The sequence below is a fragment of the Bacillus sp. MC1252 genome (genome assembly GCF_056838025.1).
In genome coordinates, this window is sequence record NZ_CM166369.1 from 116,252 (window position 1) to 132,717 (window position 16,466).

Annotated in this window: 16 protein-coding genes and 1 other annotated feature; all 16 genes read left to right on the top strand. The window is 42.1% G+C overall.

Translation table 11 applies throughout. The features are described from left to right. The first annotated feature begins 15 nt into the window (after positions 1-15). Positions 16-669, top strand: a complete 654-nt coding sequence (cysE, locus tag ACYH0L_RS00620; protein ID WP_034323283.1) for a serine O-acetyltransferase — start codon at positions 16-18, stop codon at positions 667-669. Then, positions 666-2,066, top strand: coding sequence for a cysteine--tRNA ligase (gene cysS, locus ACYH0L_RS00625; RefSeq protein WP_099728198.1), 1,401 nt, complete (start codon positions 666-668; stop codon positions 2,064-2,066). The genes cysE and cysS overlap by 4 nt, the downstream gene beginning before the upstream one ends. A gap of 2 nt (positions 2,067-2,068) precedes the next feature. Further along, positions 2,069-2,500 carry a Mini-ribonuclease 3 gene (locus ACYH0L_RS00630; protein WP_034323254.1) on the top strand — a complete coding sequence of 144 codons (432 nt, stop codon included), beginning with the start codon at positions 2,069-2,071 and terminating at the stop codon, positions 2,498-2,500. Further along, positions 2,484-3,233 (top strand): 23S rRNA (guanosine(2251)-2'-O)-methyltransferase RlmB, encoded by a 750-nt coding sequence (gene rlmB / locus ACYH0L_RS00635; RefSeq protein ID WP_099728197.1) that lies wholly within the window; start codon positions 2,484-2,486, stop codon positions 3,231-3,233. The genes ACYH0L_RS00630 and rlmB overlap by 17 nt, the downstream gene beginning before the upstream one ends. Before the next feature lie 2 nt (positions 3,234-3,235). Next, a complete protein-coding gene (rae1, locus tag ACYH0L_RS00640) occupies positions 3,236-3,748 on the top strand; it encodes a ribosome-dependent mRNA decay endonuclease Rae1/YacP (protein ID WP_099728196.1) in 513 nt (170 codons plus the stop codon). Positions 3,749-3,811: 63 nt separating this feature from the next. After that, positions 3,812-4,468, top strand: a complete 657-nt coding sequence (gene sigH / locus ACYH0L_RS00645; RefSeq protein ID WP_008345424.1) for an RNA polymerase sporulation sigma factor SigH — start codon at positions 3,812-3,814, stop codon at positions 4,466-4,468. Positions 4,469-4,544: 76 nt separating this feature from the next. Continuing rightward, on the top strand, positions 4,545-4,694 hold the full coding sequence (gene rpmG / locus ACYH0L_RS00650; RefSeq protein ID WP_078061730.1) for a 50S ribosomal protein L33: 150 nt from the start codon (positions 4,545-4,547) through the stop codon (positions 4,692-4,694). A 34-nt stretch (positions 4,695-4,728) separates the two neighbouring features. Further along, positions 4,729-4,905 (top strand): preprotein translocase subunit SecE, encoded by a 177-nt coding sequence (gene secE / locus ACYH0L_RS00655; RefSeq protein ID WP_008345422.1) that lies wholly within the window; start codon positions 4,729-4,731, stop codon positions 4,903-4,905. 171 nt (positions 4,906-5,076) lie between these two features. Beyond that, positions 5,077-5,610, top strand: a complete 534-nt coding sequence (gene nusG, locus ACYH0L_RS00660) for a transcription termination/antitermination protein NusG (RefSeq protein WP_034323246.1) — start codon at positions 5,077-5,079, stop codon at positions 5,608-5,610. A gap of 171 nt (positions 5,611-5,781) precedes the next feature. After that, positions 5,782-6,207 (top strand): 50S ribosomal protein L11, encoded by a 426-nt coding sequence (gene rplK, locus ACYH0L_RS00665; RefSeq protein WP_003216956.1) that lies wholly within the window; start codon positions 5,782-5,784, stop codon positions 6,205-6,207. Between the two features lie 99 nt (positions 6,208-6,306). Then, entirely contained in the window at positions 6,307-7,005 is a 699-nt protein-coding gene (rplA, locus tag ACYH0L_RS00670; protein ID WP_003217271.1) for a 50S ribosomal protein L1, read from the top strand. A 49-nt stretch (positions 7,006-7,054) separates the two neighbouring features. Then, positions 7,055-7,195 (top strand) — a sequence feature (ribosomal protein L10 leader region). 69 nt (positions 7,196-7,264) lie between these two features. After that, the gene (gene rplJ / locus ACYH0L_RS00675; protein ID WP_003217048.1) at positions 7,265-7,765 is read left to right on the top strand and encodes a 50S ribosomal protein L10; all 501 of its coding nucleotides are present in this window, start codon (positions 7,265-7,267) and stop codon (positions 7,763-7,765) included. 42 nt (positions 7,766-7,807) lie between these two features. Continuing rightward, entirely contained in the window at positions 7,808-8,173 is a 366-nt protein-coding gene (gene rplL / locus ACYH0L_RS00680; protein WP_034323240.1) for a 50S ribosomal protein L7/L12, read from the top strand. Between the two features lie 96 nt (positions 8,174-8,269). Next, entirely contained in the window at positions 8,270-8,875 is a 606-nt protein-coding gene (locus tag ACYH0L_RS00685) for a class I SAM-dependent methyltransferase (RefSeq protein ID WP_099728194.1), read from the top strand. 255 nt (positions 8,876-9,130) lie between these two features. Then, on the top strand, positions 9,131-12,712 hold the full coding sequence (rpoB, locus tag ACYH0L_RS00690; RefSeq protein ID WP_007496297.1) for a DNA-directed RNA polymerase subunit beta: 3,582 nt from the start codon (positions 9,131-9,133) through the stop codon (positions 12,710-12,712). A 61-nt stretch (positions 12,713-12,773) separates the two neighbouring features. Further along, on the top strand, positions 12,774-16,373 hold the full coding sequence (rpoC, locus tag ACYH0L_RS00695; protein ID WP_482354255.1) for a DNA-directed RNA polymerase subunit beta': 3,600 nt from the start codon (positions 12,774-12,776) through the stop codon (positions 16,371-16,373). Positions 16,374-16,466: the final 93 nt, after the last annotated feature.

Below are 16,466 nucleotides of genomic sequence, written 5' to 3' on the forward strand. Positions count from 1 at the left end.
GAACGGGGGGAGCATGTGTTTTTCAAAATGCTGAAAGAAGATATTGATACTGTGTTTGATCAAGATCCTGCTGCTAGAAGCTATATTGAAGTAGTGCTAACCTATTCAGGGCTTCATGCGATTTGGGCTCATCGTATCGCGCACGCATTTTATAAACGTAAGCTGTATTTTCTTGCGCGGATCATTTCTCAGGTCAGCCGGTTTTTCACAGGGGTTGAAATTCACCCAGCGGCAACCATTGGCAGACGTTTCTTCATTGATCACGGCATGGGTGTCGTGATTGGGGAAACATGTGAAATTGGAGACAACGTCACTGTTTTCCAAGGCGTGACATTAGGGGGAACAGGGAAAGAAAAGGGAAAGCGGCATCCGACCATTTTAGACGATGCCCTCATTGCGACGGGTGCAAAGGTGCTCGGTTCCATTACAGTTGGAAAAGGATCCAAGATTGGTGCAGGGTCTGTTGTGTTAAAGGACGTCCCAGACCATTCCACTGTTGTAGGTATACCTGGGCGCGTGGTCGTTCAAAATGGAAAGAAAATCAATCGTGATCTCAACCATCAAGATTTGCCAGATCCAGTTTCCGATCGTTTTAAAGAATTGGAACGAGAAATGGAAAAGCTAAAACGTGAGCTGGCTTCATTGAGCAGAAAGGAAGAACAATCATGACAATCAATATTTTTAATACATTGACACGTAAGAAGGAAGAATTTGTCCCGCTTGAACCAGGAAAGGTCAAGATGTATGTGTGCGGACCAACCGTTTATAACTACATTCATATCGGGAATGCACGACCGGCGATTGTATACGACACTGTACGTAAGTATTTAGAATACAGCGGCTATGATGTGAACTTTGTCTCAAACTTTACAGATGTGGATGATAAACTCATCAAAGCAGCCAATGAGCTCGGGGAAGATGTCCCGACCATTGCTGATCGGTTTATCCAAGCCTACTTCGAAGACGTCAGTGCACTAGGCTGCAAAAAAGCAGACCTTCACCCGCGAGTAACAGAAAATATGGATGACATCATTGCGTTTATCGCCACATTGATTGAAAAAGGCTACGCCTATGAAGCGGATGGCGACGTGTATTACAGCACGCGTTCATTTGAAGGCTACGGAAAGCTTTCTCATCAATCGATTGATGAACTGAAGACAGGTGCTCGTATTCGAGTAGGTGAAAAGAAAAGAGATGCACTGGACTTTGCTTTATGGAAGGCTGCAAAGGATCAGGAAATTTCATGGGATAGCCCGTGGGGCGAAGGACGCCCAGGCTGGCACATCGAATGCTCGGCCATGGTCAAAAAATATTTAGGTGATACGATCGACATTCATGCTGGCGGACAGGATTTAACGTTCCCTCACCATGAGAATGAGATCGCCCAATCTGAGGCTTTGACAGGGAAACCTTTTGCGAAGTATTGGATGCATAACGGTTATATTAATATTGAGAATGAAAAAATGTCAAAATCACTTGGCAACTTTGTGCTGGTGCATGACATTATTAAAGAACAAGATCCAGATGTACTTCGATTCTTTATGTTATCTGTTCATTACCGTCACCCTATTAATTACTCAATTGATTTATTGGACAGTACAAAGAGTGCTTTTAACAGACTCAAAACATCGTATGCCAATTTACATCATCGCCTTGAGAGCAGCACCAATATAACAGACAACAATACCGAATGGCTGGCGAAGATTGAAGAGCAGCGTGCGACATTTATTTCTGAAATGAATGATGACTTCAATACTGCGAATGCCATCTCTGTCTTATTTGAACTAGCGAAGCAGGCGAATTACTATATGGAGAATGATCATACTTCTGAGGAAGTGATCAATGCATTTATCGGCTTGTTCCAAGAAATCACATCTGTTCTTGGCTTCTCATTAGAAGAAAAGCACACGCTTGACGAAGAAGTAGAAGCGTTAATTGAGAAACGAAATGAAGCTAGAAGAAATCGTGACTTCGCCCTGTCTGATCAAATTCGTGATCAGTTAAAGAGCATGAATATTGTATTGGAGGACACTCCTCAAGGTACTCGCTGGAAAAGAGGAGAATAGGCATGTTGAATTTTGAAAAGCTGAAAGACGGTAAACAGTTGAACGGACTTGCGCTTGCTTATATGGGTGATGCCATTTTTGAAGTATATGTGAGGCATCACCTCCTCCAAACGGGGGCGACAAAACCAAATGAGCTGCATAAACGAGCAAGCAAGATTGTTTCAGCTAAATCTCAGGCCGCTATTTTATTTACGCTTCAGCAGCAAGGCTTTTTCACTGAGGCGGAAGAAGCGGTGCTGAAAAGAGGAAGAAATGCAAAATCTGGCACAGTGCCTAAAAACACAGACGTTCAAACGTATCGTTATAGTACGGCGCTTGAAGCGCTCATGGGTTATTTATTTATTGAACAGCAGGACGAACGCTTAGAAGAGCTGATTAGTCAGGCGATTGAAATCGGAACGTCAGGGAGGAAGACAAATGAGTCAGCAACATGATTATGTGATTGGGAAAAATGCAGTGATTGAGACACTGAAGTCAGATAGAGAGTTATACAAGCTCTGGATGGCAGAAAACACTGTAAAAGGACAAGCCCAGCAGGTCATTGAACTCGCTAAAAAGCAAAATATCACCATTCAGTATGTTCCGAGGAAAAAGCTTGATCAAATGGTATCAGGTCAGCACCAGGGAATCGTTGCACAAGTAGCGGCATATGAATATGCGGAATTGGACGATCTGTATCAAATCGCTGAAAAACGGAATGAACAGCCATTTTTCCTTATTTTAGATGAAATCGAAGATCCTCATAATTTAGGGTCCATTATGCGTACGGCAGATGCTGTAGGTGCACATGGAATCGTCATTCCGAAAAGGCGAGCAGTCGGCTTGACAACAACTGTTGCCAAGGCATCCACTGGGGCAATCGAGCATATTCCTGTCGCGAAAGTGACCAACCTTTCAAGAGCTCTTGATGAGATGAAAGAAAGAGGAATTTGGGTCGCAGGAACAGATGCGTCTGCTAAGCAGGATTACAGACAATTTGATGGAACAATGCCTCTAGCTCTTGTGATCGGAAGTGAAGGAAAAGGAATCGGTCGATTGATCAAGGAAAAATGTGATTTCCTGATAAAACTGCCAATGGCCGGGAAGGTCACTTCATTAAATGCATCAGTTGCCGCTAGTCTATTGATGTATGAAGTGTATCGAAAACGTTATCCGTTAGGAGAATAGAGATGGACATCCTCTTAGTCGATGGATACAACATGATAGGTGCATGGCCTCGTTTGCAGCACTTAAAGGAAAACAGCTTTGAAGAAGCCAGAGACGTACTGATTCAAAATTTAGCAGAATATCAAGCATACACAGGGTATCGAGTCATTGTTGTATTCGATGCCCATATGGTCAAAGGAATCGAGAAAAAGCGGACAAACCACCGAGTAGAGGTCATCTTTACAAGAGAGAATGAAACGGCTGATGAGCGGATTGAAAAGCTGGCGCAGGATTTGAATAATATTCGGACGCAAATACATGTGGCGACCTCTGATTTTACGGAACAGTGGGCGATCTTTGGGCAAGGTGCTCTTCGCAAGTCGGCTAGAGAGCTTTTAAGAGAGATTGAAGTGATTGAACGAAAGATTGAAACACGGGTCAAAAAGATTACTTCTAATAAACCAGCATCCAAAATTGAATTGTCAGAAGATGTATTGAAAACGTTTGAAAAATGGCGGCGTGGGAATTTGGAATAGCTTGACGATATTTCAACCATTAATGTATAATATTTCTATCTAGGTGCGGTCGGGGGGATCGAAGTGAATCTAAACAACAGCAAGGGTAAGTCCATCAGAGAGCAATTTTGCCAGTTGGAAGATGAACAAGTCATTGAAAGGGTTCATGTCGGAGATAGTGATGCGCTAGATTATTTAATTACGAAATACCGCAATTTTGTACGTGCGAAAGCAAGATCTTATTTCTTGATTGGAGCGGATCGAGAGGACATTGTCCAAGAGGGAATGATCGGACTTTATAAGTCTATCCGCGATTTCAGAGAGGACAAGCTTACTTCATTTAAGGCTTTTGCAGAATTATGTATTACCCGCCAAATTATCACCGCAATTAAAACAGCTACTCGCCAAAAACATATCCCGTTAAATTCCTATGTATCATTAGACAAGCCGATATACGATGAAGAATCGGACAGAACATTGTTGGATGTCATTTCCGGTGCTAAAGCGCTTAACCCAGAAGATCTAATCATTAGCAAAGAAGAATTTGATGATATTGAAATGAAAATGGGTGAACTATTAAGCGAGCTGGAAAGAAAGGTACTTGTGCTTTATCTTGATGGCAGATCCTATCAGGAGATTTCTGAAGATTTAAACCGTCATGTGAAATCAATTGATAACGCACTCCAAAGAGTAAAGAGAAAATTAGAGAAATATTTAGAGCTGCGCGAGATCAGTCTCTAGTCAAACCTATATTGACAGCTTTTTCGACACTGTGATAAGGTACTAAGGAAATGATGTCGAGAAAATAGGTGTAAATATGAGGAAAAAAATCACTCTAGCCTGTAAAGACTGCGGAAGCCGCAATTATACGACAATGAAAAGTGTTGCTTCAGCAGCTGAAAGATTAGAAGTTAAGAAATATTGCAAGAATTGTAATTCACATAAAACACATTTAGAAACGAAGTAAGATTTGCGTTCTTTAATCTGTGGAGGTCTTTTACATGCGTATTATCAGTTTCTTAAAAAGTGTCGGAAAAGAAATGAAAAAGGTCAGCTGGCCAAAGAAAAACGAAATGGTCCGCTACACAATCACTGTTATTTTAACAGTCGTCTTCTTTGCAATCTTTTTCTCTTTTCTTGATATAGGAATCTCACAATTAATCGAATTAATTCATTAATACTTGAATAATGGTCTGCTGAACGTGCTATAATAGATCATAATATGACTTGCCAAAAAACCCGTTTTACGGGTTTTTTCAATTGCTTGAAAATATTTACCGGTACTCGATATTCGTCAAATAGACATTATGAAATGTGGGGAGGGAAGGACTGAATAGTCCTGATCTAAAATGGAAAAGAATTGGTATGTTGTGCATACGTACTCTGGTTATGAAAACAAAGTAAAAGCGAACTTGGAAAAGCGTGTTGAATCAATGGGCATGCAGGATAAAATCTTCCGTGTAGTCGTACCAGAGGAAGAAGAAACTGATTTTAAAAACGGTAAGAAAAAAGTGGTCAAAAAGAAAGTATTCCCTGGCTATGTACTAGTGGAAATCGTCATGACTGACGATTCTTGGTATGTTGTTCGTAATACACCGGGTGTGACAGGATTCGTTGGATCAGCTGGGTCAGGCTCAAAGCCGACAGCGCTATTACCAGGCGAAGCTGAAACCATTCTGAAGAGAATGGGTCTTGAAGAGCGCAAAACAGAAATCGACTTTGAGCTGAAAGAAACAGTCAAGGTCATCGATGGACCATTTGCTAACTTCACAGGATCTATCGAAGAGATTGATTACGATAAAAGCAAAGTCAAAGTATTCGTTAATATGTTTGGTAGAGAAACACCTGTTGAACTTGAGTTCACGCAGATCGATAAATTGTAATTCAAAAGAGCTTGAAATGAGTGTATAGAAGTGGTAATATAGCAAAGGTACGTCTTGAGTTCACTCAAGATCGCTAGCTAGTTATTTCGTCATTCATATAAAGAATGAAGTTGTTGAGTGGGAGGGGGATTCCCCTATTACCACATCACGGACTTTAAGGAGGTGTGTCTCGTGGCTAAAAAAGTAGTAAAAGTTGTTAAATTGCAAATTCCTGCTGGAAAAGCTAACCCAGCTCCACCAGTTGGACCTGCACTAGGTCAAGCCGGTGTTAATATCATGGGATTCTGTAAGGAGTTTAATGCTCGTACAGCTGACCAAGCTGGTCTTATCATTCCTGTTGAAATTTCGGTTTTTGAAGACCGTTCATTTACATTTATTACTAAAACTCCACCTGCTGCAGTATTACTTAAAAAAGCAGCTGGTATTGAGTCTGGTTCTGGTGAACCTAACCGTAATAAAGTGGCAACTGTTAAGCGTGATAAAGTACGCGAAATCGCGGAAACAAAAATGCCTGACTTAAACGCTGCCAGCGTTGAATCAGCTATGCGCATGGTTGAAGGTACTGCACGCAGTATGGGTATTGTCATCGAAGATTAATTTTTTGTCTTGTTGGGTTGCGAGTTTGGTTATGACAAGTTCGCAACCCTTATTCGTGGGAGGTTATTCCGCTAAAACCACATAAGGAGGATTTTTATAATGGCTAAAAAAGGTAAAAAGTATGTAGAAGCTGCGAAGCTAATCGAACGTACTAAAGCGTATGATGTAGCTGAAGCTGTTTCTCTTACAAAAAAAGCAAATACAGCGAAATTTGATGCGACTGTAGAAGTTGCTTTTCGTTTGGGCGTAGACCCTCGTAAAAACGATCAACAAATCCGCGGTGCAGTTGTACTTCCTAACGGAACTGGTAAAACTCAACGCGTTCTTGTGTTCGCTAAAGGCGAAAAAGCAAAAGAAGCAGAAGCTGCTGGAGCAGACTACGTTGGAGATTCTGATTACATCACAAAAATCCAACAAGGTTGGTTCGATTTCGATGTAATCGTTGCGACACCTGACATGATGGGTGAAGTTGGTAAGATCGGTCGTGTACTTGGACCAAAAGGTCTTATGCCAAACCCTAAAACAGGAACTGTTACATTCGAAGTAGAAAAAGCAATCAATGAAATCAAAGCTGGTAAAGTAGAATACCGCGTTGATAAAGCTGGTAACATCCACGCGCCAATCGGAAAGGTTTCTTTCGAGGACGAAAAGCTTGTTGAGAACTTTGCAACAATCTATGACACAATCCTTAAAGCAAAACCTGCAGCGGCTAAAGGTGTATACGTGAAAAACGTTTCTGTTACATCTACTATGGGCCCTGGCGTGAAAGTGGATCCATCTTCTTTCTCTGCAAAATAATTCTTGACTTATCACAACCGTTTTGATAATATCAAAATGTTGTAAAATAGAATAATGTCCATTTATACCGTAGACAGCAGGGGCCTTATGGCTTAATTAACCCGCCGAGGTGTATATGTCACAGTCTTACGTTAACGTATGCTTGTATATACAGCCTCCATGTCTTAATGGAGGCTTTTTATATGGAGAACCGTTCGTTAGGAACGTGATGGCCTGATCGGTATAAGTGTTACACAAAGAATGTACAGGAGGTGTAACCATGAGCAATGCAATCGATACTAAAAAAGTAGTCGTTGATGAAATTACTTCTAAATTTAAAGACAGTATGTCTACTGTAATTGTAGATTACCGTGGTCTTTCAGTTTCTGAAGTGACTGAACTTCGTAAGCAACTTCGTGATGCTGGCGTAGAATTCAAAGTTTACAAAAACACTTTGACTCGCCGTGCAGTTGAACAAGTTGAACTAACTGGTTTAAACGATTTCTTAACAGGTCCAAACGCTATCGCATTCAGTAACGAAGATGTTATCGCACCTGCGAAAATCATCAACGAATTTGCGAAAAGCCACGAAGCTTTAGAAATCAAAGCTGGTGTCATCGAAGGAAACGTAGCGACTGTAGAAGAAGTGAAGGCTCTTGCGGAACTTCCGTCTCGCGAAGGCTTACTATCTATGTTGCTTAGCGTTCTTCAAGCTCCAGTTCGTAACCTTGCTCTTGCTACTAAAGCAGTTGCAGATCAAAAAGAAGAACAAGGCGCTTAATGCGTACTTTACGTAAAATAACTTTAAATGGAGGAATTACAAATGGCTTTAAATATCGAAGAAATCATTGCTTCAGTTAAAGAAGCAACTGTACTTGAGTTAAACGACTTAGTAAAAGCAATCGAAGAAGAATTTGGCGTAACTGCTGCTGCTCCTGTAGCTGTAGCTGCTGCTGGTGGTGCTGCTGCTGAAGAGAAAACTGATTTTGATCTAGTACTTTCTGGTGCTGGAGACCAAAAAATCAAAGTGATCAAAGTGGTTCGTGAAATTACTGGTCTTGGCTTGAAAGAAGCTAAAGAACTTGTTGACAACACGCCAAAACCACTTAAAGAAGGTATTGCTAAGGAAGAAGCTGAAGAACTTAAAGCTAAGCTTGAAGAAGTTGGCGCTTCTGTAGAAGTTAAGTAATCTTCGCCTAATCTTTTGAGAAAGCTCGCTTTTACTGGCGGGCTTTTTCTTTTCTAATTTCCTGAAACGATTGAACCCAGAGGAGGTCCATTCATCGTGAGTGACCACTATTATACGGAAAAGCCATCAGTGAAAAGCAATAAACAGACATGGGACTTCACCCTGAGAAACCGTACCTTTACTTTTACAAGTGACAGTGGAGTGTTTTCTAAGAAAGAAGTCGACTATGGTTCAAGGCTATTAATTGAAGCTTTTGAAGAACCTGACTTGGATGGCGATGTCTTAGATGTCGGTTGCGGTTATGGACCGATCGGCTTATCGTTAGCAAACGAAATGACGAGACGCACCATTCATATGATTGATGTGAACGAAAGAGCAGTCGAACTTTCAAAGGAAAACGCTAAGCATAATCGCATTGATAATGTCCGCATCTATCAAAGTGATTTGTTCTCGAATGTTCATTCATCAGCTGCTTTTGCCTCTATACTGACCAATCCCCCAATACGGGCAGGGAAGAAAGTTGTACATGCGATCTTTGAAAAAAGTGCTGATCATTTATTGCCAGAAGGTGAGTTGTGGGTGGTTATTCAGAAAAAGCAGGGCGGGCCATCTGCGATTGAAAAATTAGAGCAGCTCTTTGGAGAAGTCGCGGTCGTTATGAAAAAAAAGGGCTACTATATTATCAAAGCTAAAAAAGTTTGACGCAGTTTCCTAGCTGTGTTAACATTATAAAATGCCAATGTGTATATTTTGCTTGATAGGCTTAATAAACAACTATTTTGTATAAATTATGCATACTTGGGAAAACTAATAAAATCGGTATTTGTTTTTGGATGTGGTTTTCTTATTTTAGAAACCCTTTTTTCTTTTGTCTTGTAAAAGTATTTCTTTACTGACATTTGAAAGACAGAAATACTTTTTACACATATAATACGCATGATTTGAGGGGTGAATCAGTTGACAGGTCAACTAGTTCAGTATGGACGACACCGCCAGCGCAGAAGCTACGCACGCATAAGCGAAGTGTTAGAATTACCAAATCTCATTGAAATTCAAACCTCTTCTTATCAGTGGTTTCTTGATGAGGGTCTTAGAGAGATGTTTCAAGATATATCCCCAATTGAGGATTTTACTGGTAACCTTTCTCTTGAATTCATTGATTACAGCCTAGGGGATCCTAAGTATCCTGTAGCAGAATCAAAAGAACGTGATGTAACTTACTCTGCTCCACTAAGAGTAAAAGTTCGTTTAATTAACAAAGAAACTGGAGAAGTAAAAGACCAAGATGTGTTCATGGGTGATTTCCCAATCATGACAGACACAGGTACTTTTATCATTAATGGTGCGGAACGTGTAATCGTTTCTCAATTAGTTCGTTCTCCGAGTGTATATTTCAGTGGTAAAGTAGACAAAAACGGTAAAAAAGGTTTTACTGCGACTGTCATTCCAAACCGTGGCGCATGGTTAGAATACGAAACTGATGCGAAGGATGTAGTCTATGTACGCATCGATCGCACACGTAAGTTGCCGGTTACGGTTCTTTTGCGTGCCCTCGGCTTCAGCTCTGATCAAGAGATTCTTGACCTCATTGGCGAGAATGAATACTTACGCAACACGCTGGAAAAAGACAATACAGAGAATGCGGATAAAGCACTTCTCGAAATCTACGAGCGCCTTCGTCCTGGAGAGCCGCCAACTGTTGAAAATGCGAAAAGCTTGCTAGACTCTCGCTTCTTTGATCCGAAGAGATATGACCTAGCAAATGTTGGACGCTACAAGATTAATAAGAAGCTTCATATTAAAAATAGACTGTTCAATCAAAAATTGGCTGAAACACTAGTTGATCCTGAAACAGGTGAAATTCTAGCAGAAAAAGGTCAAATTTTAGACAGAAGAGTTCTTGATAAAGTTCTTCCATACTTAGAAAACGGCATCGGATTTAGAAAACTTTATCCGAACGGTGGCGTAGTAGAAGATGAAGTAGAACTTCAATCTATTAAGATTTATGCACCAACTGATCAAGAAGGCGAGCAAGTGATCAACGTGATTGGTAATGCATACGTAGAGGAAGCTGTGAAAAACATCACTCCTTCTGACATCATTGCATCAATCAGTTACTTCTTCAACCTGCTTCATGGTGTAGGTGACACAGATGATATCGATCACCTTGGTAACCGTCGTCTTCGTTCTGTAGGTGAACTTCTGCAAAACCAATTCCGCATTGGTTTAAGCAGAATGGAGCGTGTTGTTCGTGAAAGAATGTCGATCCAAGACACAAACACGATCACACCTCAGCAGCTGATTAACATTCGTCCTGTGATCGCTTCTATCAAAGAGTTCTTTGGTAGCTCTCAGCTTTCTCAGTTCATGGATCAAACAAACCCACTTGCTGAATTGACGCACAAACGTCGTCTGTCGGCGCTTGGACCGGGTGGTTTGACACGTGAGCGTGCAGGAATGGAAGTTCGTGACGTTCACTACTCTCACTATGGCCGTATGTGTCCGATTGAAACACCAGAGGGTCCAAACATCGGTTTGATCAACTCTCTATCTTCATTTGCAAAAGTGAACCGCTTCGGATTTATCGAAACACCTTACCGCCGGGTTGACCCTGAAACAGGTAAAGTGACACCGAGAATCGATTACTTAACTGCTGATGAAGAGGATAACTACGTTGTAGCACAAGCGAACGCTATATTAGGTGAAGATGGTTCGTTTATCGATGATAATATCATTGCTCGTTTCAGAGGGGAAAACACAGTTGTTCCTCGAAACCGCGTTGACTACATGGACGTTTCGCCAAAGCAGGTTGTTTCTGCGGCGACAGCATGTATCCCATTCTTAGAAAACGATGACTCTAACCGTGCTCTAATGGGAGCGAACATGCAGCGTCAGGCTGTGCCTTTGATGCAGCCGGAATCACCGATTGTTGGTACAGGTATGGAGTATGTATCAGGGAAAGACTCTGGTGCTGCTGTCATCTGCCGCTACCCAGGTGTTGTAGAACGTGTTGAAGCGAAAAATATTTGGGTTCGTCGCTATGAAGACGTTGACGGACAACAAGTCAAAGGAAACCTAGACAAATACAGCTTGCTGAAATTTGTCCGCTCTAACCAAGGGACTTGCTACAATCAGCGTCCAATCGTAAGTGTTGGAGATGAAGTCGTTAAAGGAGAAATCCTTGCAGACGGTCCTTCTATGGAAAAAGGTGAATTGGCTCTAGGACGTAACGTGATGGTCGGCTTTATGACATGGGACGGTTACAACTACGAGGATGCGATCATTATGAGTGAGCGCCTTGTAAAAGATGACGTCTATACATCTATCCATATTGAAGAATATGAATCAGAAGCTCGTGATACAAAGCTTGGACCAGAAGAAATCACACGTGATATTCCAAACGTTGGGGAAGATGCTTTACGCAACCTTGACGAGCGCGGTATCATCCGTATTGGTGCAGAAGTAAAAGACGGAGACCTTCTAGTAGGGAAAGTAACGCCTAAAGGTGTAACAGAACTGACAGCTGAAGAACGTCTATTACATGCAATCTTCGGTGAAAAGGCTCGTGAAGTTCGTGATACGTCGCTACGTGTTCCACACGGCGGCGGCGGAATTATCCACGATGTAAAAGTCTTCAACCGTGAAGATGGAGATGAATTACCACCAGGTGTGAACCAGTTAGTCCGCGTATACATCGTTCAGAAACGTAAAATTTCTGAGGGTGACAAAATGGCCGGACGACATGGTAACAAAGGGGTTATCTCTAAAATCCTTCCAGAAGAAGATATGCCGTATCTTCCAGATGGAACGCCGATTGATATCATGTTAAACCCTCTAGGGGTACCATCTCGTATGAACATCGGTCAGGTGCTTGAGCTTCATATGGGTATGGCCGCACGTTACCTTGGCATCCACATTGCGTCACCAGTATTTGATGGTGCTCGTGAGGAAGATGTTTGGGAAACGCTTGAAGAAGCAGGAATGTCCCGTGATGCAAAAACAGTCCTTTATGATGGTCGAACTGGTGAACCATTCGACAACCGTGTATCTGTCGGAATCATGTATATGATCAAACTGGCTCACATGGTTGACGATAAACTTCACGCTCGTTCAACTGGACCATACTCACTTGTTACGCAGCAGCCACTTGGCGGTAAAGCACAGTTTGGCGGTCAGCGTTTCGGAGAGATGGAAGTATGGGCACTGGAAGCTTACGGTGCTGCATACACACTTCAAGAAATCTTAACGGTTAAATCGGATGACGTTGTGGGTCGTGTGAAAACATACGAAGCCATCGTCAAAGGGGATAACGTACCTGAACCAGGTGTCCCTGAATCATTCAAAGTGTTAATCAAAGAACTTCAAAGTTTAGGTATGGATGTCAAAATCCTATCTGGTGATGAAGAAGAGATAGAAATGAGAGATTTAGAAGACGATGAGGAAACGAAGAAAGCAGACGGATTAGCGTTATCTAATGACGAAGATGCTGCAGACCTCGCACCTGTCGATCTTGAACGTGACGCAGTCACAAAAGAATAGCAGAAACGATTAGAGCAAGTGACTAGGGTATAACCCGAAGATTAAAAGGGAGGTAGGCCCCTTGCTAGATGTGAACAATTTTGAGTATATGAACATCGGTCTCGCATCACCTGATAAAATCCGTTCTTGGTCTTTTGGTGAAGTGAAAAAGCCTGAAACGATTAACTATCGTACACTGAAACCTGAAAAAGATGGTCTCTTTTGTGAACGTATCTTCGGACCGCAAAAAGACTGGGAATGTCATTGTGGAAAGTATAAACGTGTTCGTTATAAGGGTGTTGTATGTGACCGTTGTGGTGTAGAAGTAACACGGGCAAAAGTCCGTCGTGAGAGAATGGGGCATATCGAACTGGCTGCCCCGGTTTCCCACATTTGGTATTTCAAAGGTATCCCAAGCCGTATGGGTCTTGTTCTTGATATGTCACCACGTGCGTTAGAAGAAGTGATCTACTTCGCTTCTTACGTCGTGACAGATCCTGGCAACACACCGCTTGAGAAGAAACAACTTCTTTCTGAGAAAGAATTCCGTGCTTATTTAGATAAATACGGTAATACGTTCCAAGCAGCTATGGGTGCTGAAGCAATCAACAAACTTCTTCAAGATATCGATCTTGTAAAAGAAGTGGATACACTGAAAGAAGAGCTGAAAACAGCCCAAGGACAGCGTCGTACACGTGCGATCAAACGCCTTGAAGTGTTAGAAGCCTTCCGTAACTCAGGAAACAAACCGTCTTGGATGATCCTTGATGTACTTCCGGTTATTCCACCAGAATTACGTCCAATGGTTCAGCTTGATGGTGGACGTTTTGCTACTTCTGACTTGAACGACCTTTATCGTCGTGTCATCAACCGTAACAATCGTCTGAAACGTTTATTAGATCTTGGCGCGCCAAGCATCATCGTTCAGAACGAGAAGCGTATGCTTCAAGAAGCTGTCGATGCCTTGATTGATAATGGACGTAGAGGTCGACCAGTAACAGGACCAGGAAATAGACCATTGAAATCTCTTTCTCACATGCTGAAAGGGAAACAAGGGCGTTTCCGTCAAAACTTGCTTGGTAAACGTGTTGACTATTCTGGACGTTCCGTTATCGTCGTAGGACCACATTTGAAAATGTATCAGTGTGGACTTCCGAAAGAAATGGCTCTTGAATTATTCAAACCATTTGTGATGAAGGAGCTTGTTGAAAAAGGATTAGCCCACAACATTAAGAGCGCGAAGCGTAAAATTGAGCGCGTGCAGCCGGAAGTATGGGATGTTTTAGAATCAGTTATTCGCGAGCATCCAGTCTTACTAAACCGTGCACCAACTCTTCACAGACTTGGTATTCAAGCGTTTGAACCTACACTTGTGGAAGGACGCGCAATTCGTCTGCATCCACTTGTATGTACAGCCTACAACGCTGACTTTGACGGTGACCAAATGGCGGTTCACGTACCATTATCTGCCGAAGCTCAAGCTGAGGCTCGTATCTTAATGCTTGCTGCTCAAAACATTTTGAACCCGAAAGATGGAAAACCAGTTGTTACGCCATCTCAGGATATGGTGCTTGGTAACTACTACCTAACACTTGAGCGTAAAGGTGCTATCGGAGAAGGTATGGTCTTCAAAGATACGAATGAAGCCCTTCTAGCTTATCAAAATGGTTATGTGCATCTTCATACACGTGTAGCTGTTGCAGCTAGCTCGTTGAAGAATGTGACATTCACTGATGAACAGCGTTCTAAATTGTTGATTACAACAGTTGGAAAACTGATCTTTAACGAAATCTTACCGGAATCATTCCCATACATGAATGAGCCGACTAAGAGCAATATTGAAGAAAAAACACCTGATCGTTTCTTCCTTGAAAAAGGTGAGGATGTAAAAGCTGCGATCGAGAAACAAGAAATCAATGCGCCGTTCAAAAAAGGTATTTTAGGAAAAATCATTGCGGAAATCTTTAAGAGATTCCACATCACTGAGACTTCCAAAATGCTTGACCGCATGAAAAATCTTGGGTTCAAATATTCTACTAAAGCCGGTATTACCGTTGGTGTATCTGATATCGTCGTATTAGATGATAAGCAGAAAATCCTTGAAGAAGCACAAGCCAAAGTAGATAACGTCTTGAAGCAATTCAGACGTGGTTTGATTACAGAAGAAGAGCGATATGAGAGAGTGATTTCAATCTGGAGTTCTTCTAAAGATGTCATCCAAGGTAAACTGATGAAGTCCCTTGATGAAGTCAACCCGATCTACATGATGAGTGACTCTGGAGCGCGTGGTAACGCATCTAACTTCACTCAGCTGGCTGGTATGCGTGGTCTGATGGCCAACCCGGCTGGACGTATCATTGAACTTCCGATTAAATCTAGTTTCCGTGAAGGTTTAACCGTATTAGAATACTTTATTTCCACTCACGGAGCGCGTAAAGGTCTTGCCGATACAGCCCTTAAAACAGCTGACTCAGGCTACCTCACGCGTCGCCTCGTTGACGTTGCACAGGATGTCATCATCCGTGAAACAGATTGCGGTACAGACCGTGGAATCTTGGCGAAGTCCATTAAAGAAGGAAATGAAATTATTGAGAAACTTGAAGAACGTCTTATCGGACGTTTTGCAAGAAAGCCAATTGTTGATCCTGAAACGGGCGAAGTCATTGTGGGCGAAAACGAGCTAATTGATGAAGATAAAGCACTTGAAGTAGTTGAAGCAGGTATTGAAGAAGTATGGATCCGTTCTGCATTTACATGTAACACGCCTCATGGTGTATGTAAACGATGCTACGGCCGTAACCTTGCAACTGGTACTGACGTCGAAGTTGGTGAAGCAGTTGGAATCATCGCTGCACAATCGATCGGTGAGCCAGGAACACAGCTTACAATGCGTACGTTCCACACCGGTGGGGTAGCAGGAGACGATATCACACAAGGTTTACCTCGTATCCAAGAGCTATTTGAAGCACGTAATCCGAAAGGGCAAGCAACCATCTCTGAAATTGATGGTGTCGTTGCTGAAATCAACGATGTTCGTGACAAGCAGCAGGAAATTGTGGTTCAAGGCGAAGTTGAAACTCGTTCTTACACAGCTCCTTACAATGCACGTCTGAAAGTTGTTGAAGGTGACAAAGTCACTCGTGGTCAAGTACTGACAGAAGGTTCTATCGATCCGAAAGAGCTTCTAAAAGTGACTGACATGACAGCTGTTCAAGAATATCTGCTTCATGAAGTACAAAAAGTATACCGTATGCAAGGGGTAGAAATCGGAGATAAACACGTAGAGGTAATGGTTCGCCAAATGCTTCGCAAAGTGCGTGTCGCTGATGCAGGGGATACAGATGTATTGCCAGGCACACTTCTTGATGTACATCAATTCACTGAAGCGAACAAAAAAGTTCTATTCGAAGGCAAGCGTCCTGCAACAGGCCGTCCAGTTCTTCTTGGTATTACAAAAGCATCACTTGAAACAGACTCATTCTTGTCTGCTGCATCCTTCCAAGAAACGACTCGTGTCCTAACTGATGCGGCGATCAAAGGAAAACGCGATGAACTGCTTGGCTTGAAAGAGAATGTTATCATTGGTAAACTTGTTCCTGCTGGAACGGGAATGCCAAACTACCGTAAAGTTAAGCCGGTTTCACAAGTGCAGCCGACTGACGACATGGTTCCTGTAGAGTAATCTTTCTCATAAGATTTCCATAAAAATCATCAAAAAATGGTGAAGGATGTCAAGATAATCTGTCATACGATATTGACATCCTTCTGCCATGAT